Origin of the sequence: Pantoea alhagi, from assembly GCF_002101395.1 — a bacterium.
GTDB lineage: Bacteria > Pseudomonadota > Gammaproteobacteria > Enterobacterales > Enterobacteriaceae > Mixta > Mixta alhagi.
Window position 1 is genome coordinate 2,228,959 of record NZ_CP019706.1, and the last position, 20,644, is coordinate 2,249,602.

Below are 20,644 nucleotides of genomic sequence, written 5' to 3' on the forward strand. Positions count from 1 at the left end.
TCCTCAAGCACGCCCTGATTCTGGTAACCACAATATTGATAAGGTTTATTTACCATGAATCAGACGCTACTTTCTGAATTTGGCACGCCGGAACAGCGTGTAGAACGCGCCATCGCCGCTTTACGCGAAGGGCGTGGTGTAATGGTGCTGGATGACGAAAATCGTGAAAATGAAGCTGACATGATTTTCGCCGCTGAAACCATGACCGTTGAGCAAATGGCTTTAACCATTCGTCACGGCAGCGGCATTGTCTGCCTGTGCATCACTGAGCAGCAACGCCAGCAGCTGGATCTGCCGATGATGGTAGAAAACAATACCAGCTCTTTTGGCACTGGCTTCACCGTTACCATCGAGGCTGCTCAGGGCGTAACCACCGGCGTTTCTGCCCAGGATCGCCTGACCACCATCCGTACCGCTATCGCCGATAACGCCCGTCCCAGCGATTTAAATCGTCCGGGCCATGTCTTCCCTCTGCGCGCGCGCGACGGCGGCGTATTGACCCGCGGCGGTCATACTGAGGCGACGATCGATTTGGTTTCACTGGCAGGGTTTAAACCGGCCGGTGTGCTGTGTGAGCTGACCAACGACGATGGCACCATGGCCCATGCGCCAGAGGCCATTATCTTCGCCAGACAGCATAATATGCCGCTGGTGACGATTGAAGATCTGATCGCTTATCGACGCAATCATGAAACGCGTCAGGCAAGCTAAAACGCGCTGCTGCTGATAACAATAAAAAAGCCGGGATAATCCCGGCTTTTTTTATCGCTTTGCATAGAAGATATGGTTGCCTATGGCTGCCGTTTGCGCGAATGCACTGCTCCAGGCGGGCGTTACCGTTTGATTATGATAGTAGGTTGCGCCATTAGTCACATCAGAAAGCTCGCCGTTAACAATCTGGTGAGCTATCTGTTGTGCCCGCTGCCAGCTTTTATCATCTTTGGCTGGATAGCTGAACGCGTTATTTTTTAAGTGAGTCCATGAAAACTGTTTTGGTGCGTAAACAACCGGACAGATTTGCGTAACGTCCCAGTTAGCCCGATTCATGGTTACCGATGCGACGGCTATCTGTCCTTTCAGCGGTTCCCCGCGTGCTTCGTGATATATATTCATAGCCAGACAAAGAATGGCACTCTGAACCAGCATAGTAATTCCGTCATTAACCAGAGATAACGGGAGTTTACGAAGCGGCAAAAAGTAAAAACAGCAGACAGGTCTTGAAAATTCCCTGTTTGCGCTATGTCATTGATATATCGATGCCTGTATGAATATTTTCAGATAAATAGCATTAGCCGATCCCGCTGCTTTGTAGCAGTGTCAGGCTAAACCCCATCACCGTCATACCGCATAAAACGCCATAGCTTGGGTTACTGTGTGGATCAATATCACGCGCCAGCGGCATCAGTTCATCAACAGAAAGCGCAACCATAATACCGGCCACGGCAGCCATAATTGCCGCAATCAACACCGGTGAAATCGCCGGGCCGAGCAGCCAGAATGCCAGTACGCCGCCAAGAATTTCCGCCATACCGGAAATACAGGCCCAGAAGAGGGCGCGCGCTTTCGAACCGGTGGCGGCATACATGGGGCCGGCAACCGCCAGACCTTCCGGAATATTGTGAATGGCTACCGCTAAGGCTATGCCCAGCCCCAGCTCTAAATCGCTGCTGGCAGTAACAAAAGTAGCAATCCCCTCCGGGAAGTTATGCAAACTGATCCCCAGCGTCAGTAAAATCGCAGTGCGTCGCAGACTGCGCGGTGGCTGGTTAGCGGCCATTAAATCCTGCGGATGCTGATGGGGCAGCAGGCGATCAAGAGCAAAGTAACCAAGCAGGCCCAGCAGAAACATTCCGTAGCCCAATAATGGCGACATACCTGGCGTATGCAGGGCAGCGGGCAGCATTTCCATCAGAGAAATTAACAACATAATGCCTGCGGCAAATCCCAGCGCAAATGCCAGCATACGGTTGGATGGTTTCTGGCCTATTACGCCTAAAAACGCGCCGACAAAAGTCGCAGCGCCAGCCAAAATAGTCAGAAGTAACGGAACCGACATTACAGACCCTCGAATGATAATAATTCTTATTAAGACTATTTAAATTTAGACAAAAAGCGAGAGGGGAGTAGGTAAAGTTTTGTCTGACCGACGCTCAAATAATTTGAACGTCGATGAAAGAGTATCGGTATGAGTATGCCAGGCATATTAATTGTACTGATAAGGTAAACCCGAAGAATAAAAAGAGCAGCGCTGAGCCGCCCTTTTCTGTTAACCGATAAAAGCGTGCGGGTAGAAACGCGACAGATCCTGCGTGATTAACGCCCGATCCTCACGTACACCAATACCCGCTGGCTGATCGTCCACCAGCCAGCTGCCGATCAGCGCGTAGCTGTCGCCAAACTGCGGCAGCGGATGAAACTGCTGCACGATCATGCCTTCTTCGCCATAAGGACCATCAACGCGTGCGATTTCCTGCCCTTTTTCTATAATACGGATATTCGCGCCTTCACGAGAAAACAGCGGCTTCACCACATATTTGTCCATGGCGGGCACATTATCTTCAGCAAAGTAGGCTGGCAGCAGGTTAGGATGATTGGGGAACATCTGCCAGAGCATAGGCAGCAGCGCTTTATTCGAGAGTATGCTCTTCCAGGCTGGTTCCAGCCAGCGCACGCCAGCATCATTTAGCTTGGTTGAGAAGATCTCGCGCAGCATAAATTCCCACGGATAGAGCTTAAACAGGTTACTGATGACCTGATCGTTAAGATCGGTAAACTGACCCCGCTCGCCCAGCCCAATATCATCAATAAACAAGAATTCGCTCGGCAATCCCGCCTCGCTGGCACAATCCTGCAGATACTGTACCGTGCCGCGATCTTCAATGCTGTCCCGATAGCAGGTAAAGTGCAGCAGACTAAAACCATGCTGCTGATGCAGTGTGGCGAAACGCTCAATCAATTTTTCCTGCAGGCTGTTGAACTGATCGCTGCCTGCCGGCAAATTGCCCGCTTTTAGCTGATCTTCCAGCCAGAGCCACTGAAAGAAAGCGGCTTCATACAGCGATGTTGGCGTATCGGCATTGTTTTCTAATAGCCTGGCGTCGCCGCTGCCGTCCCAGGCCAAATCGAGACGTGAATAGAGCGAAGGCTGCGACGTTTTCCACGAGGTGCGAACAAAATCCCACGTATGTTTAGGGATACGGAATTTAGCCAGCAGCTCTTCGCTGTTAACCACTTTATCCACCACCTGCAAACACATCTGATGCAGCTCAGCGGTGGTTTCTTCCAGATAATCAACCTGCGCCAACGTAAACTGGTAATAAGCATCCTCACACCAGTACGGCTCGTCATACATGGTATGAAAACCAAAACCGTATTCGGTAGCGCGGGCGCGCCAGTCAGGACGTTCGGCAATAGCAATACGTTTCATAGGGCGCGTTAGCCCCCCAGCGAACGGTTGCTGGTACCGGTCGCGCTGCTGCGCTGCATGCTGGTCTGTTTCGCTACGGTCTCACCAAAGCCGCCGCGTGTAACGGTGCTGGTGGTGGCCGGTTTCGGCGCCAGCGCCGTTTTCGGCACGGTCATGGTGCGGCCTGGCGTCGCGGTGCCATAGTTGCGACCGCTGGCGTCAACGAACTTACCGTTCATCGGGCTGGCGGGGTTTTTCGAGCTAAACAGCGGCTGCGCGGCAAACCCTGCGCCGCCGCCCATCATGCGGCCCATCATATAACCTGCCATCAATGGCATCCAGAAACTGCCGCTTTGATGCGCTTCTGCATTGGTGCCAGCCTGAGCCGGAGCCTGCTGGCACTGAGCTTCGCCAAATTCGGCCACGCAATCTTCACGCGAGGCATATTTAGGCGCGGTTTTTTCCGCCTCTTTCAGCGCGTTATTGTAAGCGGTGGTGCACTGTTCGCTCTGGCCCGGATTGGCTTTAGTACAGTCGTCGGCGTTTTGATAAAGCGAAACCGTTTCGTCTGCTTGTTCACAGCCGGCCAGCATAAAAACGGCGGTAACGGCTAACGCCACCGGCGTCAGGTGACGAGCGCGCCAACTCTTACGGAAAGCGTCGCGATTAATATTTTTTGTCCGTTTCATGGGATAGTCCTCTGCCCAAAGGTAGCGCAAAGGATAGGTGAAACCGGTCTAAAAATGAAGCAACAGACAGCGCTGTGCCTGTATATTTACTTAGCTATACGTTCAAATGCGAGAAAGGATTAAAAGCGGAAGGAAACAACTGCAAACACGATGTTACGGCCACGAAATTAATGAACTTCGTGGCCTTGTTTTTAACTTAATGGCTAAACGGATTACCGCTCTGACGCGCTGCTGCAGGACGCGCTGCGTCAGCGGCGTTGGTGCCGCTCTGGCTGGCTGCTGCCTGCATTCCGGTTCCCCGATCGGCGGCTGCATCCTGCTGTGCATTTTCTGGCGCTACCGTTTCCGGCGACGTTGGAATTTCTTTGCCCAGGCTGGCATTAAGCTCTGACAGATCCTGTTCGTTCAGCGTACCCAGCGCAGATTTGATGTTCAGCTGATTGATCAGGTAATCGTAACGGGCATCAGAAAGCTGCTGTTTGGCGTTGTACAGCGTCGTGGTGGCATCCAGCACGTCAACGATAGTACGTGTACCAACCTGATAGCCCGCTTCCATCGCATCCAGAGAGCTTTGAGCAGAAACCACTGCCTGCTTGTAAGCTTCAATGCTGCTGATAGAGGCGTTCACGTTATTAAAGGAGGAGCGCACGGTTTGTACTGTAGAACGATGCGCACTTTCCAGCTGCTCGCTGGCGCTGACGAAGGCGTACTGCGCCTGTTTCACCTGCGAGGTCACCGCGCCGCCGCTGTACAACGGTAGATTAAAGCTCAGGCCAACCTGATTACTGCCGCTGATGTTGTCGTTTTGTGTGGCGCGGCTGCCGCCATATTTATTGTTGGACAGGCCGGTAGAGGCGTTTAAATCCAGCGTTGGCATATGTCCCGATTCACTATAGCGGATCTGTTCACGCGCCAGATCCTGCGACAGGCGTGCAGATAACAGGTTCAGGTTGCGGCTTTCCGCCTCTTTCAGCAGCACGCTGACCGGCTGCGGCTTATTCGTACGGAAACGATCGATATTCAGCGAGGCCAGAGTTGGATAGTAGTTGCCGGTCACCTGACGCAGGGTTTCTACCGCGTTATCCAGCTCGTTGCGTGCCGAAACTTCATTCGCCAGCACGTTGTCATACTGCGCACGGGCGTTTTGTACGTCAGTGATAGCGACCAGCCCCACATTAAAGCGCTGCGTGGTCTGATCAAGCTGACGATAGATAGACTGTTTCTGCGCTTCAATATAGGAAAGCGCATCGATAGCGCGCAGCACATTGAAATAGGCCGTTGCCGTGTTCAGCATCAGATTCTGCTGTGCCGTCTGATAGGTAACGTCCTGCACGCCCGCTGTTTTTTCCTGAATTGTCAGCAAACGCCATTTACCCATATCGAAAATGGTTTGCGTTAACTGCAGAGAGCCGCTGGTGCTATTGGAATGGGTATCACGCGCGTCGCGGTAGCCGCTGTTATAGGTATAATCAACGCCAAGCCCTAACTGAGGCAGCAACGGACTACGGGCTTCGTTAATCTTTTCAAATGCCGCATCACGGTCCGCCGCAGAGCTGCGCAAATCAGGGTTAGTCAGACGAGCCTGTTGGTAAATCTGCAGCAGGTTCTCCGCCTGACTCGCCACGCTGAAGCCGCCCAGGCTCAGGCCAATAAGTAAAGAGAGCAGTTTCTTCATTTGCATTCCTTGTAGTGCAGCAAAGTTGCTATGGTAGCGCTGACATAAGCTAAAAAAATATGCGCCGATTCTAGCAGAGTGTGCCAGAGTGGTAAGTTGGCTGAACGTGCCATCTTCCGTTAATTTACGTAAATAATTCAGAAAGAACCACCCTTGCGGACGGCGTCTGGTTGAAACCGTTTACCGCATCCCCCACTGTAAAGGACACCGGTTTTATGGTTAAAAACACAAAATCCCCTGTGACTTTCAGCAAAAAAGATGTAGAAATTATTGCACGCGAGCCACTATATGAAGGTTTTTTTTCTTTAGTTCGCTATCGCTTCCGTCACCGCCTGTTTAACGGTGAAATGAGCAAAGAAGTCGTGCGCGAAGTTTTTGAGCGCGGACATGCCGCAGTCCTGCTACCCTATGATCCCCAGCGTGATGAAGTGGTGCTGATCGAACAGATCCGCATTCCTGCTTATGATACCAGCTCAACGCCCTGGCTACTGGAATTAGTGGCCGGCATTATTGAGCCTGGCGAAAACGTTGAGCAGGTCGTGCGTCGCGAGGCGATGGAAGAAGCAGGTCTGACGGTTAAACGCGTTGAGCCGGTGATTAACTACCTGGCCAGTCCGGGCGGCACCAGCGAGCGCCTGTCGGTTCTGGTGGGAGAAGTGGATGCCAGCGTGGCGCAAGGATGCCACGGTCTGGAGGAAGAGAATGAGGATATTCTTGTTCATGTGGTAAGCCGCGAACAGGCTTATCACTGGGTGGAAGAGGGGAAAATTGATAACGCGGCCTCCGTCATCGCCCTGCAATGGCTGATGCTGCACTATGAGAAATTGCGAAAAGAGTGGAATCCAACATGATCAAGCGCTACGTCCCTGATTTTCCCGAAATGATGCGGTTGAGCGAAACCAACTTCGCCCAGTTGCGTCGTCTGCTGCCGCGCGATGACGAAGCGGGGGCCTCGGTGACCTATCAGGTAAAGGGCGCCAGCTACAGCATTACCATTAGTGAATCTACGCGCTACACCACACTGGTTGAGATTCGTCAGACCGCGCCTGCCGTTAGCTACTGGAGTCTGCCTTCAATGTCTGTCAGGCTATATCACGATGCGATGGTTGCTGAAGTGTGTTCAACGCAGCAGATCTATCGTTTCAAAGCGCGTTATGATTACCCGAATAAAAAATTGCACCAGCGTGATGAAAAGCATCAAATCAACCAGTTTCTTGCAGACTGGCTGCGTTATTGTCTGTCGCACGGAGCCATGGCCGTCCCGGCCTGGTAAGCCGCAATAACCTTGATATGGCGTGGAGATTAAGGACATTTTTTGGATAGCCTGCTAAAACTTCCTGTGGTGAGTGGGGCCAATATCAGGATATTACAAATCACGGATACCCACCTTTTTTCAGGCAAAAATGAAACGCTGCTGGGCGTTAATACCTGGGCCAGTTTTAATGCGGTGCTGGAAGCCATTGAGGCCGAGCAGCAGCCGATCGACCTGATTATCGCCACCGGCGATCTGGCGCAGGATCACTCGCCTGAAGCCTATCAGCACTTTGCTGAGGGTATTGCGCGCCTGCCCGCCCCTTGCGTCTGGCTGCCAGGCAATCACGATTTTCAGCCCACCATGTACGATACGCTGGCACAATCAGGCATTGCTGAAGCGAAGCAGGTGTTGCTGGGCGAGCACTGGCAACTGGTGCTGCTCGACAGCCAGGTCGCAGGCGTGCCGCACGGTATGCTCAGCGACTATCAGCTTGAGTGGCTGGACAAAACCCTGGCGCAGACGCCTGAACGCCATACGCTGGTGCTGCTGCATCATCACCCGTTGCCGTCGGGCTGCACCTGGCTGGATCAGCATAGCCTGCGGAATCCGCACGCTCTTGAGGCCGTTCTCCAGCACTGGCCGCTGGCAAAGACCCTTATTTGCGGCCATATTCATCAGGAGATGGATGTGGAGTGGCATGGCAGGCGTCTGTTAGCTGCGCCCTCAACCTGCGTGCAGTTCAAGCCGCACTGCACCAACTTTACCATTGATGCCGTCGCGCCGGGCTGGCGCTGGCTGGAGCTAAATGACAGCGGCGTGGTGCAAACGCAGGTTCAGCGTCTCTCAACGCGCGCTTTTACGCCCGATCTTGATTCTGAAGGTTACTAAGCATGGCGACGCTGCTCTATCTGCATGGGTTTAATAGTTCTCCCGCTTCAGCCAAAGCGACGCAGCTGCAACGCTGGCTGACAATGCATCATCCGCAGATAACCATGCTGGTGCCGCAGCTGCCTGCCTTTCCGGGCGAGGCGGCGCAAATGCTGGAAGAGATGGTAATGGTGCGCGCCGGTGAACCGCTGGGTATTGTTGGCTCATCGCTTGGTGGTTATTACGCCACCTGGCTGTCACAGTGTTTTACCTTGCCGGCAGTGGTGATCAACCCGGCGGTGCGTCCTTACGAGCTATTGCTCAATTATCTTGGTGCCAACGAGAATCCATACACCGGTCAAAAATATGTGTTAGAGTCTCGCCACATTTACGATCTGAAGGTCATGCAGATTGACCCGCTTGAGTCGCCAGATTTGCTTTGGCTACTGCAGCAGACGGGTGATGAGGTGCTCGATTATCGTCAGGCACTGGATTACTACCAGGCCTGTCGCCAGACGGTCGAAGAGGGCGGTAATCACGCCTTTACTGGATTCGAACGCTTTTTCCCTTCGATTCTTGACTTTATCGGTCTGAATCGCGCCTGATGCCGCAGGATCGTATAACTCTTTTTTCACCCACCAATTCAGAACGATACGATGACTCAATCCAGCTATAACGCTAAAGACATTGAGGTACTCAGCGGCCTCGAACCTGTTCGTCGTCGTCCGGGAATGTACACCGATACCTCGCGCCCTAACCATCTGGGTCAGGAAGTTATCGATAACAGTGTTGATGAAGCGTTGGCCGGCCATGCAAAACGCGTGGAAGTGATTCTACACGCCGATCAGTCACTGGAAGTGATCGATGACGGACGCGGTATGCCGGTTGATATTCATCCGGAAGAGGGCGTTCCGGCGGTTGAGCTGATCTTCTGCCGCCTGCATGCCGGCGGCAAATTCTCCAACAAAAACTACCAGTTTTCCGGTGGACTGCACGGCGTCGGGATTTCCGTAGTCAATGCATTGTCGACACGTGTCGAAGTCACGGTACGACGCAACGGCGAAGTGTACGAAATGGCCTTTGAAAACGGCGATAAAGTACAGGAACTGACCGTTACCGGTACGGTCGCTAAGCGCAATACCGGGACGCGCGTGCATTTCTGGCCCGACGGCAGTTTCTTTGACAGTCCGCGCTTCTCCGTTTCGCGTCTGTCGCATTTGCTGAAAGCGAAAGCGGTGCTTTGCCCGGGCGTTGAGATCGTTTTCAAAGATAAGGTCAATAATACCGAGCAGAGCTGGTGCTATCAGGATGGCCTCACCGATTACCTGAGCGAGGCGGTAAACGGCCTGATTACGCTACCGGAAGCGCCGTTTGTCGGCAGTTTTTCGGGCGATGTCGAAGCGGTGGACTGGGCGCTGCTGTGGCTGCCGGAAGGCGGCGAGCTATTAACGGAAAGCTATGTCAACCTGATCCCCACCATGCAGGGCGGCACGCACGTTAACGGTTTGCGTCAGGGGCTGCTTGATGCAATGCGCGATTTTTGTGAATACCGTAATATTCTGCCGCGCGGCGTGAAGCTGTCGGCGGAAGATATCTGGGATCGCTGCGCTTACGTGCTGTCCGTGAAAATGCAGGATCCACAATTTGCCGGTCAGACTAAAGAGCGCCTCTCTTCACGCCAGTGCGCCGCGTTTGTCTCCGGCGTGGTTAAGGACGCTTTCAGCCTGTGGCTGAACCAGAACGTGCAGGCGGCAGAGCAACTGGCGGAGCTGGCGATCTCCAGCGCCCAGCGCCGTATGCGTGCTGCCAAAAAAGTGGTGCGTAAAAAACTGACCAGCGGCCCGGCGCTGCCCGGTAAGCTGGCCGACTGTACCGCCCAGGATTTGAGCAAAACCGAGCTGTTTCTGGTGGAAGGGGATTCTGCAGGCGGATCCGCCAAGCAGGCGCGCGATCGCGAATATCAGGCGATTATGCCGCTGAAAGGGAAGATCCTGAATACCTGGGAAGTCTCCTCGGATGAAGTGTTAGCCTCACAGGAAGTGCATGATATCTCTGTTGCCATCGGTATCGATCCGGACAGCGAAGATCTCACCCAGTTGCGCTACGGCAAAATCTGTATCCTTGCGGATGCGGACTCCGACGGTCTGCATATCGCCACGCTGCTGTGCGCGCTGTTTGTTAAACACTTCCGCTCGCTGGTGAAAGGCGGACACGTTTATGTGGCGATGCCGCCGTTATACCGCATCGATTTGGGTAAAGAGGTGTGGTACGCGCTGGATGAGGAAGAGAAGGATGGCATTCTCGAACAGCTGAAGCGTAAAAAAGGCAAGCCGAACGTTCAGCGCTTTAAAGGGTTGGGCGAAATGAACCCGATGCAGCTGCGTGAAACCACGCTCGATCCCAATACGCGTCGCCTGGTTCAGCTTACGATAGATGAAGAGGACGTTGAACAGACGCTGGCGATGATGGATATGTTGCTGGCTAAAAAGCGTTCTGAGGATCGTCGTAACTGGCTGCAGGAGAAAGGCGATAAGGCAGAGATCGAGGTGTAACTTCGTGCTGTTTAGCGCTGCCAGCTGGCAATAATAAACCGCCCGGGCATCTCGCGATTACCGGGCGGTTTCATTTGAGCAGGGCTATTTTTATATCCTGCTTACAGTACGTCAGGCTCTGTCACAGTGGCCCCCGGTTTTTCCATCACAAAGATCTTCACATCCAGCACATCATCTTTAATACGTTCGCGATGGGCTTCCATATGCGGCTGCTGCTGATGCTGTTCCAGATGGCGCAGCGACTCCCAATATTCCAGCATAAAAATGGAGTTGGGCAGATTCTGCTTCCACGGCACCTGCGCCTGATGATCGACCAGCACCTGATATTTACGACAGCCTTCTTCCCCTAAAACGATCGGCGTCAGATCATCAATGGCCGCCAGTACCGCTTCCCGACGGCCCGGCTTAACGCAAATTTCAGCGACAACTGTCAGCATAATAGATCCCTGGTAAGTGTTTCAGAGCTTTAAGTTAAGCAAAGATCTTAGCCAGATGCTCACGATAGCGTTCAATATCACGCGGCACGTCAGGTTGTTTGATCACGTCATTACAGATAAATGTCGGCAGGCCTTCCATCCCCAGGAACTGGTTAGCCTTATGGAAATGGAGGTAAAGCCCGTCCACGCCAACGCCTTCAAAGAACTGCTGCGGATCGGTAAAGGCTTCCAGCGGCGCGTTCCAGGTTAACGACAGCATATATTTTTTGCCCTGCAGCAAGCCGCCGGAACCATATTTTTTGCTGGCGTCAGCGCGGGTGCGGCCATCGCTGGCATAAAGCGAACCATGACCTTCGGTAAAGACTTCATCAATATATTTTTTCAGGATCCACGGCTCGCCCATCCACCAGCCCGGCATCTGATAAATCACCACGTCATTAGCAAGGTACTTCTGCACTTCCTGCTGAATATCGTAGCCGTCATCAATGCGCGTCACCTGCACTTCGTGGCCCTGATCGCGTAAGAAGGTCTCTGCCACTTCGGTCATGGTATGGTTCAGTTCACCTTTCGAGTGGGCAAATTGTTTACCCGCATCAAGAATTAAAATTTTGCTCATTATCGTTGTCGCTCTGTTGAAATTTCTGAAGCCAGTTTACGTGCGGCGCCGGCAAAGAAAAATGTACGATTGATCATAACACTTTTGCGTATAGCGCAATAATCCGCAAAGAATGTGAAAGAAAATGGCTCAATTCCGCTGGCGGTTTGCGGTTCAGAATGCGCCGTTGTCGCCACGACTAAACTGTGACATCGCCGCATCAGATAAGGTACTATCCTCGCCAAACAGATCGCCACGCGGCGCGCTGATGCCCGCCGCAACGTGAGGAATCATAATGAGTGACTTGACGCAGGATGGTGCAGAGCGTCTTGCCCTGCATAAATTTACTGAGAATGCGTACCTGAACTATTCCATGTACGTCATCATGGACAGGGCGCTTCCCTATATTGGCGATGGCCTGAAGCCGGTGCAGCGCCGTATCGTCTATGCGATGTCGGAGCTGGGCCTGAACGCCAGCGCAAAATTCAAAAAATCGGCGCGTACCGTGGGTGACGTGCTGGGTAAATATCATCCGCACGGCGACAGCGCCTGTTACGAAGCGATGGTATTGATGGCGCAGCCGTTCTCCTATCGCTATCCGCTGGTGGATGGACAGGGGAACTGGGGTGCGCCGGATGACCCGAAATCCTTCGCCGCCATGCGTTACACCGAATCACGCCTGTCGCGCTACGCCGAAGTACTACTGGGCGAGCTGGGGCAGGGCACGGTTGATTTCGTGCCTAACTTTGACGGCACGTTAAACGAGCCGAAAATGCTGCCGGCGCGTCTGCCAAATATTCTGCTGAACGGCACCACCGGCATTGCCGTGGGGATGGCGACCGATATTCCGCCGCATAACCTGCGTGAAGTAGCGCAGGCAACCATTGCGCTGATTGATAATCCAAAAACCAGCCTCGACGATCTGTTGGATATTGTACAGGGTCCCGATTTTCCGACCGAAGCGGAGATTATCACGCCACGCGCCGAGATCCGTAAGATCTACCAGAACGGGCGCGGATCGGTACGCCAGCGTGCGGTATGGAAAAAAGAAGATGGCGAAGTGGTGATCACCGCGCTGCCGCATCAGGTTTCTGGCGCGCGCGTGCTGGAGCAGATCGCCGCGCAGATGCGCAATAAAAAGCTGCCGATGGTAGAGGATCTGCGTGACGAGTCGGATCACGAGAACCCAACGCGTCTGGTGCTGGTGCCGCGCTCAAACCGCGTCGATCTCGAGCAGGTCATGAACCATCTGTTCGCCACCACCGATCTGGAAAAAAGCTACCGTATCAACCTGAATATGATCGGGCTGGATAACCGTCCGGCGGTGAAAAACCTGCTGGAGATCCTCAGCGAATGGCTGGTGTTCCGACGCGATACGGTACGCCGCCGTCTGCAGCATCGCCTTGATAAGGTGATGAAACGGCTGCATATCCTTGAAGGTCTGCTGGTCGCTTTCCTGAATATTGACGAAGTGATCGAGATCATCCGCAGCGAAGATCAGCCGAAGCCGGTGCTGATGTCGCGTTTCGATATCAGTGAAACCCAGGCGGAAGCGATCCTTGAATTAAAGCTGCGCCATCTGGCAAAGCTGGAAGAGATGAAAATTCGCGGCGAGCAGAGCGAGCTGGAAAAAGAGCGCGATCAGCTCCAGTCCACGCTGGCTTCAGAACGCCGTATGAATACGCTGCTGAAGAAAGAACTGCAGGCCGATAGCGAAGCCTATGGCGATGAACGCCGTTCGCCGCTGCATGAGCGTGAAGAGGCGAAAGCGATCAGTGAGAACGAGCTGGTGCCTTCCGAGCCGGTTACCGTTGTGCTGTCGCAAATGGGCTGGGTACGTAGCGCCAAAGGGCATGACATCGATCCTGCCGGACTGAGCTATAAGGCTGGCGACAGCTATCTGGCCGCCGCCCGTGGTAAAAGCAATCAACCGGTGGCCTTTATCGATTCCACTGGCCGCAGCTATACGTTGGATCCCTCTACGCTGCCTTCAGCGCGCAGCCAGGGCGAACCGCTCACCGGCAAGCTCACGCCGCCGCCGGGCGCGGTAATGGAACAGGTGCTGATGGAGGCGGACGATCAGCGACTGCTGATGGCCTCTGATGCGGGCTATGGTTTTGTCTGCACCTTTGCCGATCTGGTATCGCGTAACCGCGCCGGTAAAGCGCTGCTGACGCTGCCGGAAAACGCCAAAGTAATGACGCCGATGGCAATTTACAGCGATGACGATATGCTGCTGGCGATCACTGCGGCTGGCCGTATGCTGATGTTCCCGGTAGGCGATCTGCCGCAGCTGTCCAAAGGCAAGGGGAATAAGATCATCTCTATTCCGTCGGCGCAGGCCAGCAGCGGCGAAGACCGACTAGCCTGGCTCTACCTGTTACCGCCAGGCAGCGCCATCACGCTCTATGTCGGCAAACGTAAGCTGACGCTGCGTCCGGAAGAGCTACAGAAATTCCGCGCCGAGCGCGGGCGTCGCGGCACGCTGCTGCCGCGTGGCCTGCAGCGTATCGACCGCGTTGAGGTAGATGCGCCGGCTCGCGCCGTTTCGGACGATAGCGAAGCCTGATAGCGCAGGGAAACCGGAGCGACGCCCGTTAACCACACGGCGCTCCGGCGTAATACCGGTGTGTTTTCATATAAAGCCGGTATACTTAGGCGGGAGCCACAATGAGGTCGTTATGCTGCTAATTTTACGTGTCTTTTTGGTTGTTATTTATTCAATTCTGGTTTGTGTATTTGGCTGCATCTGGTGCCTGTTTTCTCCGCGTAATCCGCGCCATGTCGCCACGTTTGGCCATCTGTTTGGCGCGCTGGCGCCGCTGTTTGGCGTCAAGGTTGAGATACGTAAGCCTGAAGGGGCTGAAAATTACGGCAATGCAATCTACATTGCCAACCATCAGAACAACTACGACATGATTACCGCGGCGAATATCGTGCAGCCATCTACGGTTACCGTAGGCAAAAAAAGTCTGCTCTGGATCCCTTTCTTTGGCCTGCTTTACTGGCTGACGGGGAACCTGCTGATTGACCGCGATAATCGCGCCAGGGCGCATACCACCATTGGCAAGGTGGTGAATGAGTTTAAAAGAAAACGCATCTCTTTCTGGATGTTCCCGGAAGGGACCCGCAGTCGTGGACGTGGGCTGTTGCCGTTTAAAACCGGCGCTTTCCATGCTGCCGTTGCCGCAGGCGTACCGATTATCCCGATTGTGGTCTCGACAACGCATAACAAAATTAAACTCAACCGCTGGAAAAACGGCCTGGTGATTATCGAAATGCTGCCACCGGTAGATGTCGCCGCCTTTGAGAAAGAGTCGGTGCGTAAGCTGGCTACACACTGTCGTGAACTGATGCAGGCCAAGCTTAACGAGCTGGATGCTGAAGTTGCCGAGCGGGAAGCCAGCGGCAAGGTATAATTCATACGGGCCACAGCCGTGGCCCCACAGCAATTCCTGAACAACAATAAAAAACGGACCGCGTCAGCCAGGCGCCGCGCGCACCGCTATGGAGTCGTTATGTCTTTCAGTCGACGTCAATTTCTACAGGCTTCGGGCATAGCCCTGTGCGCGGGGGCGCTGCCGGTTAGCGCGCAAGCAGCAGGCAATGAAACGCCATTACCGATCCCGCCGCTGCTGGAATCACGCCGGGGGCAGCCGCTGTTTCTTACGGCGCAGCGCAGCCACTGGTCTTTTTCCGGCGATAATAACAAGGTGCCGGTATGGGGTATCAATGGCCTCTATCTGGGGCCAACGGTGCGTGTCTGGAGCGGTGATGACGTTAAGCTGATTTACAATAACCGGTTAAATGAGCCGGTAGCGATGAGCGTCAGCGGCCTGCTGGTGCCGGGGGCGCTGAGCGGCGGAGCACCGCGTATGATATCGCCGGGTGTGGACTGGGCACCGGTGCTGCCGGTGCGCCAGCGCGCCGCCACCTGCTGGTATCATGCCAGCACGCCGAACCGGATGGCACAGCATGTCTATAACGGTCTGGCGGGCATGTGGCTGATTGAGGATGAGGTGAGCAAATCGCTCCCTATTCCCAAACACTATGGCGTGGATGATTTTCCGCTGATTATTCAGGACAAACGCCTCGATAACTTTGGCGCGCCGGTCTATAACCCACCGGAAAACGGCGGGCTGATGGGCGATACGCTGCTGGTTAACGGCGTCCAGAATCCGTTTGTTGAAGTATCGCGCGGCTGGGTGCGTCTGCGGTTGCTGAACGCCTCTAACGCCCGCCGTTATGAGATGGTCCTCAGTGATAATCGTCCTTTCCATGTGATTGCCAGCGATCAGGGCTTTTTGCCAGCGCCGGTGGCGGTGCAACAGCTTTCGCTGGCACCCGGCGAGCGACGTGAAGTGTTGCTGGATATGTCGCAGGGAGAGGAAGTTTCCATCACCGCAGGCGTGGCGGCGGGCGTTATGGATCGGTTGCGTGGCCTGTTTGAACCCTCCAGCATTTTAACCTCCACGCTGATTTTAACCTTGCGGCCTACCGGCCTGCTGCCGCTGGTGACGGATAATCTGCCGATGCGTTTGCTGGCCGATCAGCTGCTCGACGGTACGCCGATTCGCACCCGTGAACTGCGTCTGGGCGATGCGCTGCCGGGTATTAACGGCGCGCTGTGGGATATGTCGCGTATTGATATTCAGGCGCAGCAGGGCAGCTACGAACGCTGGATCGTCCATGCCGATACGCCGCAGGCGTTCCATATTCAGGGCGTAACCTTCTTAGTGAAAAGCGTCAATGGCGCGCAGCCGTTCGGCGAAGATCGCGGCTGGAAAGATACCGTTTGGGTGGATGGCGAAGTAGAACTGCTGGTGGCTTATAATCAGCCTTCGTCTGAACATTTCCCGTTTGTGTATTACAGCCAGACGCTGGAGATGGCGGATCGCGGTACAGCGGGACAACTGTTAGTGCAGCCGAGCCAGGTCGGCTAAGCGTAATAATGTTACCCTGTCGGCTGTTAAAGTTGTTGATTAACCACCAGCGCGGCAGGCGAACACCTCTTAAAGCGATAGCTGAAGCCAGAGCGCAGGGAGACCGGGCAGAAGAGTAAAGCGTCCCGCGCCAGGGAAGGCGCGGGCCGAGCTGTCAGGGATGACGTTGTTTGCGTCTTTACGATCGGCCCGGTCTCCCTGCGGGAGCGCCAGACCTAACCGCGATTTTTATCAGAATCAACCGCGACTGTCAGCAGCAGCGAGCCGCTAAATCAATCATCCTCAATTCAGCTCATCCGGGTGTGGCCCCAGACGCGTACCGCGATCCATTTTCGCAATCTCACTGATCTCTGTTTTCTCCAGGCGGAAATCAAACACGTGGAAATTTTCCTCAATGCGCGATGGCGTTACGGATTTCGGAATAACCACCAGACCGCAATCCAGATGCCAGCGGATCACAACCTGCGCTGGCGTCTTGCCATATTTCTTCGCCAGCTGCTTAATCACCTCCTGATCGAACACGCCTTTGCCGCCCTGTGCCAGCGGGCTCCAGGATTCGGTTTGGATCTGGTGCATGGCATTCCAGGCATGCAGTTCGCGCTGCTGAAGCAGCGGATGCAGCTCTATCTGATTCACTACCGGCGTAACGCCCGTCTCATCAATTAACCGCTTCAGGTGCTTCTCCTGAAAATTACAGACGCCAATGCTTTTCGCCAGTCCTTGCTGCTGCAGCGCAATCATTCCTTGCCAGGCCTCAACATAATTATCCTTCCCGGGGCAAGGCCAGTGCATCAGATAGAGATCGACATACTCCAGCTGTAATTTTTGCAGGCTGCTTTCCATCGCCTGCTGCCAGTTCAACTGATCCTCATTCCACAGTTTTGTCGTCACGAAAATATCTTCACGCGCCACATCCGTTTGCTGCAGCGCCTGACCTATCCCTTCCTCATTTTTATAAATGGCGGCGGTATCGATAGAACGATAACCCACTTCAAGCGCCTTCAGCGCCGCATCGCGCGCTTCCTCTACGCTGGCCTGCCAGACGCCGAGTCCCAGCTGCGGCATCATATTGCCGTCACGCAGTTTAATAATTGGTTGGTCTGCCATAACTTCTCCTTAATGGTGAGTTGGACCCGATAACGCTTAAGTTTAGTCGAGATATGCTGTAACGGCAGAGCCGTCCGGGACGGGATAAAAAGTCCAGTGCTCATTTCTGCCGGAAACTTGCCTGTTTCTCCAGGCCGCTGGAGAATTTTTCTGACCAGGGGCAAACTTGCTGAAAGGTTAACTGACGTGAGTAGAGAAGATGGATCGGGAAGCGATCTGCGCCGGCCTGGCGCTAAAAGTGATTCAACTGCGTAAAGCCGAACGCGCTGCCTTGCCTGAACTGCCAGAGGTGCAGCTGCTTTATGCTGATAATACTCTGGGCCGCACGCCGGTCATGTACCGGCCTGGCATTGTCATTCTGTTTCAGGGCAAAAAAGTCGGCTATATCGGTACTACCACCTTTAACTACGATGCCAGCAAATATCTGATGCTGACCGTTCCATTGCCGTTTGAATGCGAAACTTTCGCGACGCCGGAACATCCGCTGGCAGGCATTATGCTGCATGTGGATATGCCAAAGCTGCAGGATTTGCTCATCGAACTTAATAATGACGAAAGCTTCCAGCCTAAGCCGTTAAACCAGGGTATTCACTCAGCCCTTCTCTCAGAAGAGTTACTATGCGCGACCGAACGGCTACTGGATGTAATGCAAAAAGATCGCGATGCGCGCGTGCTCGGGCCGCAAATCGTGCGGGAAATCCTCTATTACGTTCTGACCGGCCCCTGCGGTGGCGCGCTACTGTCGCTGGTCAGCCGCCATACCCAGTTCAGCCAGATAGCGCGAGCGCTGAGACGTATTGAAAGCTGCTATACCGACAGCCTTAGCGTTGAACTGCTGGCGGCAGAAGTGAATATGAGCGTTTCAGCGTTTCATCATAACTTTAAGGCGGTAACCAGCACCTCGCCGCTGCAATATCTGAAAACTTATCGGCTGCATCAGGCGCGCAACATGATGTTGCAGGAGGGCTTAAAGGCCAGCGCGGCGGCAATGAAAGTGGGTTATGAAAGCGCTTCGCAGTTCTCGCGCGAATTTAAGCGCTACTTCGGCGTCACGCCAGGTGAGGAGATCACAAGAATGCGGCTGGCAGGCTAACCGGCCCGCCAGCCGCTAATGCTCAGGCGCGCTGACGGCGCTTTTTCCAGATAAGCGCAACGCTGCCTGCCAGGCCCAAAAACAGCAGGGCGACGGGCAAAATAATCAGAATCGCCATCACCTGATCTTCATGACGCTTAATAAAGGGCACCTGACTGATACCGTAGCCAAAGGCGGTAACAATCGTCACCCACAGCAGGCCGCTCAGCCAGTTAAACAGCTGAAAGCGTCCGTTTTGCAGGCCGGAAATGCCCGCCATGGTGGGCAACAGCGTACGTACAAAGGCCAGAAAACGGCCAACCAGCAACGCCATCAGGCCGTGGCGGTTAAACAGATGCCAGGCGCGTTGATGATATTGCGCGGGCAGATGCATCAGCCAGCTTTTCACCAGTCGGGTATTGCCCAGCCAGCGACCCTGCAAATAGCTTAGCCAACAGCCGAGACTGGCGGCAGTGGTCAGAATAACCAGCGTAGGGATAAAATCCATCACCCCTTTGGCAATCATCGCGCCCGCCAGCAGCAGCAGGCTGTCGCCCGGCAGGAAAGAAGCGGGCAACAGGCCATTTTCCAGAAACAGCGTAAGAAACATAATGCCGTAAACGATCCAAACCACATCCGGATTGGCCAGCGCGGCAAAATCCTGATGCCATAGCGCCTGAACAATCTCATGTATCACACCCATGTGCTTCCTCGTTGACTGTGGTAATCGTTTAATTGTAACTGCAAAGGGACACCCGTCTGCTGCCGAAGCACGACAGAGGGCACCCCGTTAAGTATTCGTTTAAGGTTAGCGTGATTTTTACCGCTTATGGCTGGGCGATACGCGCGAAACCAGCGGCTAAATCGTCAATCAGATCGTCGAGATGCTCCAGCCCGATATGCAACCGCACCAGGGTCCCGCTAAAATCCACGCCGTTCACCGGACGAATCGCTGCCAGTTCTTCTGGCTGATTAGCCAGGATCAGTGACTCGAATCCGCCCCACGAGTACGCCATGCTGAAGTGATGGAAACCATCAAGGAATTCTGCCAGCTTTTCATCGCTCAGTTTTTGCGCCAGCACAAAAGAAAACAGACCACTGCTGCCGCTAAAATCGCGTTTCCAGGCCTGATGACCAGGGCACTGCGGCAACGCCGGATGATTAACGCGCGCCACTTCCGGGCGTGTCGACAGCCATTCAGCCACTGCCAGCGCGCTTTCTTCATGCTGGCGTAGGCGTACCGCCAGCGTACGCAGGCCGCGACTGGTGACATACGCGGTATCCGCATCCACCATTTGGCCCATCAGATAGGAGTTTTCGCGCAGGCGATCCCAGCAGCGCGCATTGCTGACGGCAGTGCCGATCATCGCATCAGAATGACCCACCAGATATTTGGTGCCTGCCTGAATAGAGATATCCACGCCGTGATCCAGTGGACGGAACAGCAAACCGGCAGCCCAGGTGTTATCCAGCATAATAATCGCATCGGGCGCTTTGCTGCGCACCGCCTGCACAATAGCGGGCACATCCTGCACTTCCATAGTGATCGAAGCGGGCGATTCGAGGAAAACCACTTTGGTGTGAGGCTGCACCATATCGGCGATATCAGCACCGGCGAGATGATCGAAATAGCGCGTCGTCACACCCAGTTTAGCGAGAAGCTTATTGCAGAAATCCTGGGTAGGCTCATAAACCGAACCGGCCATCAGGACCTCGTCACCCGCTTCGACAAATGCCAGAATCGCATTGGATACCGCTGCCGCTCCGCAAGGATAAAGCGCACAGCCTGCGCCGCCCTCCAGCTCGCACATCGCTTCCTGGAGCGAGAAATGCGTTAAGGTGCCACGACGGCCATAAAACAATTCGCCCTGCGCACGTCCGGCGGTGGCGCGTTTTTTATCGGCAACGGTAGCAAATACCAGAGAAGAGGCGCGTTGAATAACGCTGTTAACGGAGCCCTGCGTGTAACGTGGTTGTCGTCCTGCGCTAATCAGTGTGGTTTCAATATTTTTTTTCGACATGCTGCCAGCGGTCCTGCCTTACCTG

Annotated in this window: 20 protein-coding genes; 10 read left to right on the forward strand and 10 right to left on the reverse strand. The window is 54.3% G+C overall.

Features of this window, described 5'->3' with window-relative positions:
• The first annotated feature begins 54 nt into the window (after positions 1–54).
• Complete coding sequence (ribB, locus tag B1H58_RS10415) at positions 55–711, forward strand: 3,4-dihydroxy-2-butanone-4-phosphate synthase (RefSeq protein WP_085070034.1); 657 nt, start codon at positions 55–57, stop codon at positions 709–711.
• A 51-nt stretch (positions 712–762) separates the two neighbouring features.
• Here the strand turns inward: ribB and B1H58_RS10420 are convergent, their stop codons facing one another.
• From B1H58_RS10420 to tolC, 5 genes are all read right to left on the reverse strand, one after another.
• Positions 763–1,146 (reverse strand): cell wall hydrolase, encoded by a 384-nt coding sequence (locus B1H58_RS10420; protein WP_085070036.1) that lies wholly within the window; start codon positions 1,144–1,146, stop codon positions 763–765.
• A gap of 142 nt (positions 1,147–1,288) precedes the next feature.
• A complete protein-coding gene (gene zupT / locus B1H58_RS10425; protein WP_085070038.1) occupies positions 1,289–2,056 on the reverse strand; it encodes a zinc transporter ZupT in 768 nt (255 codons plus the stop codon).
• A gap of 210 nt (positions 2,057–2,266) precedes the next feature.
• Positions 2,267–3,427, reverse strand: coding sequence for a glutathionylspermidine synthase family protein (locus tag B1H58_RS10430; RefSeq protein ID WP_085070040.1), 1,161 nt, complete (start codon positions 3,425–3,427; stop codon positions 2,267–2,269).
• A gap of 8 nt (positions 3,428–3,435) precedes the next feature.
• The gene (locus B1H58_RS10435; RefSeq protein ID WP_085070042.1) at positions 3,436–4,095 is read right to left on the reverse strand and encodes a DUF1190 family protein; all 660 of its coding nucleotides are present in this window, start codon (positions 4,093–4,095) and stop codon (positions 3,436–3,438) included.
• Positions 4,096–4,291: 196 nt separating this feature from the next.
• Positions 4,292–5,770 (reverse strand): outer membrane channel protein TolC, encoded by a 1,479-nt coding sequence (gene tolC, locus B1H58_RS10440; protein ID WP_085070044.1) that lies wholly within the window; start codon positions 5,768–5,770, stop codon positions 4,292–4,294.
• 215 nt (positions 5,771–5,985) lie between these two features.
• Here tolC and nudF point away from each other — a divergent pair, with 215 nt between their 5' ends.
• From nudF to parE, 5 genes are read left to right on the forward strand one after another with little or no spacing between them, the layout of a single operon-like run.
• Complete coding sequence (gene nudF, locus B1H58_RS10445; RefSeq protein ID WP_085070046.1) at positions 5,986–6,621, forward strand: ADP-ribose diphosphatase; 636 nt, start codon at positions 5,986–5,988, stop codon at positions 6,619–6,621.
• Positions 6,618–7,043, forward strand: a complete 426-nt coding sequence (locus B1H58_RS10450) for a DUF1249 family protein (RefSeq protein ID WP_085070048.1) — start codon at positions 6,618–6,620, stop codon at positions 7,041–7,043. The genes nudF and B1H58_RS10450 overlap by 4 nt, the downstream gene beginning before the upstream one ends.
• Positions 7,044–7,085: 42 nt before the next feature.
• On the forward strand, positions 7,086–7,913 hold the full coding sequence (gene cpdA, locus B1H58_RS10455) for a 3',5'-cyclic-AMP phosphodiesterase (protein WP_085070050.1): 828 nt from the start codon (positions 7,086–7,088) through the stop codon (positions 7,911–7,913).
• A 2-nt stretch (positions 7,914–7,915) separates the two neighbouring features.
• Positions 7,916–8,497 (forward strand): esterase YqiA, encoded by a 582-nt coding sequence (yqiA, locus tag B1H58_RS10460; RefSeq protein ID WP_085070052.1) that lies wholly within the window; start codon positions 7,916–7,918, stop codon positions 8,495–8,497.
• Between the two features lie 51 nt (positions 8,498–8,548).
• Positions 8,549–10,444: a DNA topoisomerase IV subunit B gene (gene parE / locus B1H58_RS10465; protein WP_085070054.1), complete on the forward strand. Its 1,896-nt coding sequence runs from the start codon at positions 8,549–8,551 to the stop codon at positions 10,442–10,444.
• Between the two features lie 101 nt (positions 10,445–10,545).
• On the opposite strand, the gene B1H58_RS10470 is transcribed toward parE, so the two are convergent.
• Both B1H58_RS10470 and B1H58_RS10475 read right to left on the reverse strand, forming a co-directional pair.
• Positions 10,546–10,881 (reverse strand): putative quinol monooxygenase, encoded by a 336-nt coding sequence (locus B1H58_RS10470; protein ID WP_085070056.1) that lies wholly within the window; start codon positions 10,879–10,881, stop codon positions 10,546–10,548.
• Between the two features lie 34 nt (positions 10,882–10,915).
• The gene (locus B1H58_RS10475; RefSeq protein WP_085070058.1) at positions 10,916–11,497 is read right to left on the reverse strand and encodes an NAD(P)H-dependent oxidoreductase; all 582 of its coding nucleotides are present in this window, start codon (positions 11,495–11,497) and stop codon (positions 10,916–10,918) included.
• Between the two features lie 274 nt (positions 11,498–11,771).
• On the opposite strand from B1H58_RS10475, the gene parC reads away from it, so the two are divergent.
• The 3 genes from parC to ftsP all read left to right on the forward strand — a co-directional run bounded on the left by parC (position 11,772) and on the right by ftsP (position 16,419).
• Positions 11,772–14,045 carry a DNA topoisomerase IV subunit A gene (parC, locus tag B1H58_RS10480; RefSeq protein WP_085070060.1) on the forward strand — a complete coding sequence of 758 codons (2,274 nt, stop codon included), beginning with the start codon at positions 11,772–11,774 and terminating at the stop codon, positions 14,043–14,045.
• A gap of 112 nt (positions 14,046–14,157) precedes the next feature.
• Positions 14,158–14,895, forward strand: a complete 738-nt coding sequence (locus B1H58_RS10485) for a 1-acylglycerol-3-phosphate O-acyltransferase (protein ID WP_085070062.1) — start codon at positions 14,158–14,160, stop codon at positions 14,893–14,895.
• A 99-nt stretch (positions 14,896–14,994) separates the two neighbouring features.
• On the forward strand, positions 14,995–16,419 hold the full coding sequence (gene ftsP / locus B1H58_RS10490) for a cell division protein FtsP (protein WP_085070064.1): 1,425 nt from the start codon (positions 14,995–14,997) through the stop codon (positions 16,417–16,419).
• A gap of 282 nt (positions 16,420–16,701) precedes the next feature.
• Here ftsP and dkgA read toward each other — a convergent pair whose 3' ends face one another.
• Positions 16,702–17,526 carry a 2,5-didehydrogluconate reductase DkgA gene (gene dkgA / locus B1H58_RS10495; protein ID WP_085070066.1) on the reverse strand — a complete coding sequence of 275 codons (825 nt, stop codon included), beginning with the start codon at positions 17,524–17,526 and terminating at the stop codon, positions 16,702–16,704.
• Positions 17,527–17,725: 199 nt separating this feature from the next.
• Here dkgA and B1H58_RS10500 point away from each other — a divergent pair, with 199 nt between their 5' ends.
• Positions 17,726–18,619 carry an AraC family transcriptional regulator gene (locus B1H58_RS10500; RefSeq protein ID WP_085070068.1) on the forward strand — a complete coding sequence of 298 codons (894 nt, stop codon included), beginning with the start codon at positions 17,726–17,728 and terminating at the stop codon, positions 18,617–18,619.
• Positions 18,620–18,641: 22 nt separating this feature from the next.
• Here the strand turns inward: B1H58_RS10500 and B1H58_RS10505 are convergent, their stop codons facing one another.
• A complete protein-coding gene (locus tag B1H58_RS10505) occupies positions 18,642–19,301 on the reverse strand; it encodes a DedA family protein (protein WP_085070070.1) in 660 nt (219 codons plus the stop codon).
• Between the two features lie 124 nt (positions 19,302–19,425).
• Positions 19,426–20,619 carry a cystathionine beta-lyase gene (gene metC, locus B1H58_RS10510; RefSeq protein ID WP_085070072.1) on the reverse strand — a complete coding sequence of 398 codons (1,194 nt, stop codon included), beginning with the start codon at positions 20,617–20,619 and terminating at the stop codon, positions 19,426–19,428.
• Positions 20,620–20,644 lie beyond the last annotated feature (25 nt).

Excerpts from the sequence above, each read along its gene's own strand:
- B1H58_RS10430 (WP_085070040.1), bottom strand. The coding sequence starts at position 3,427 with ATGAAACGTATTGCTATTGCCGAACGTCCTGACTGGCGCGCCCGCGCT.
- B1H58_RS10470 (WP_085070056.1), bottom strand. The coding sequence starts at position 10,881 with ATGCTGACAGTTGTCGCTGAAATTTGCGTTAAGCCGGGCCGTCGGGAA.
- zupT (WP_085070038.1), bottom strand. The coding sequence starts at position 2,056 with ATGTCGGTTCCGTTACTTCTGACTATTTTGGCTGGCGCTGCGACTTTT.
- metC (WP_085070072.1), bottom strand. The coding sequence starts at position 20,619 with ATGTCGAAAAAAAATATTGAAACCACACTGATTAGCGCAGGACGACAA.
- tolC (WP_085070044.1), bottom strand. The coding sequence starts at position 5,770 with ATGAAGAAACTGCTCTCTTTACTTATTGGCCTGAGCCTGGGCGGCTTC.
- parC (WP_085070060.1), top strand. The coding sequence starts at position 11,772 with ATGAGTGACTTGACGCAGGATGGTGCAGAGCGTCTTGCCCTGCATAAA.
- B1H58_RS10485 (WP_085070062.1), top strand. The coding sequence starts at position 14,158 with ATGCTGCTAATTTTACGTGTCTTTTTGGTTGTTATTTATTCAATTCTG.
- yqiA (WP_085070052.1), top strand. The coding sequence starts at position 7,916 with ATGGCGACGCTGCTCTATCTGCATGGGTTTAATAGTTCTCCCGCTTCA.
- B1H58_RS10435 (WP_085070042.1), bottom strand. The coding sequence starts at position 4,095 with ATGAAACGGACAAAAAATATTAATCGCGACGCTTTCCGTAAGAGTTGG.
- B1H58_RS10420 (WP_085070036.1), bottom strand. The coding sequence starts at position 1,146 with ATGCTGGTTCAGAGTGCCATTCTTTGTCTGGCTATGAATATATATCAC.
- nudF (WP_085070046.1), top strand. The coding sequence starts at position 5,986 with ATGGTTAAAAACACAAAATCCCCTGTGACTTTCAGCAAAAAAGATGTA.
- ftsP (WP_085070064.1), top strand. The coding sequence starts at position 14,995 with ATGTCTTTCAGTCGACGTCAATTTCTACAGGCTTCGGGCATAGCCCTG.
- ribB (WP_085070034.1), top strand. The coding sequence starts at position 55 with ATGAATCAGACGCTACTTTCTGAATTTGGCACGCCGGAACAGCGTGTA.
- B1H58_RS10500 (WP_085070068.1), top strand. The coding sequence starts at position 17,726 with ATGGATCGGGAAGCGATCTGCGCCGGCCTGGCGCTAAAAGTGATTCAA.
- B1H58_RS10505 (WP_085070070.1), bottom strand. The coding sequence starts at position 19,301 with ATGGGTGTGATACATGAGATTGTTCAGGCGCTATGGCATCAGGATTTT.
- parE (WP_085070054.1), top strand. The coding sequence starts at position 8,549 with ATGACTCAATCCAGCTATAACGCTAAAGACATTGAGGTACTCAGCGGC.
- B1H58_RS10450 (WP_085070048.1), top strand. The coding sequence starts at position 6,618 with ATGATCAAGCGCTACGTCCCTGATTTTCCCGAAATGATGCGGTTGAGC.
- dkgA (WP_085070066.1), bottom strand. The coding sequence starts at position 17,526 with ATGGCAGACCAACCAATTATTAAACTGCGTGACGGCAATATGATGCCG.
- B1H58_RS10475 (WP_085070058.1), bottom strand. The coding sequence starts at position 11,497 with ATGAGCAAAATTTTAATTCTTGATGCGGGTAAACAATTTGCCCACTCG.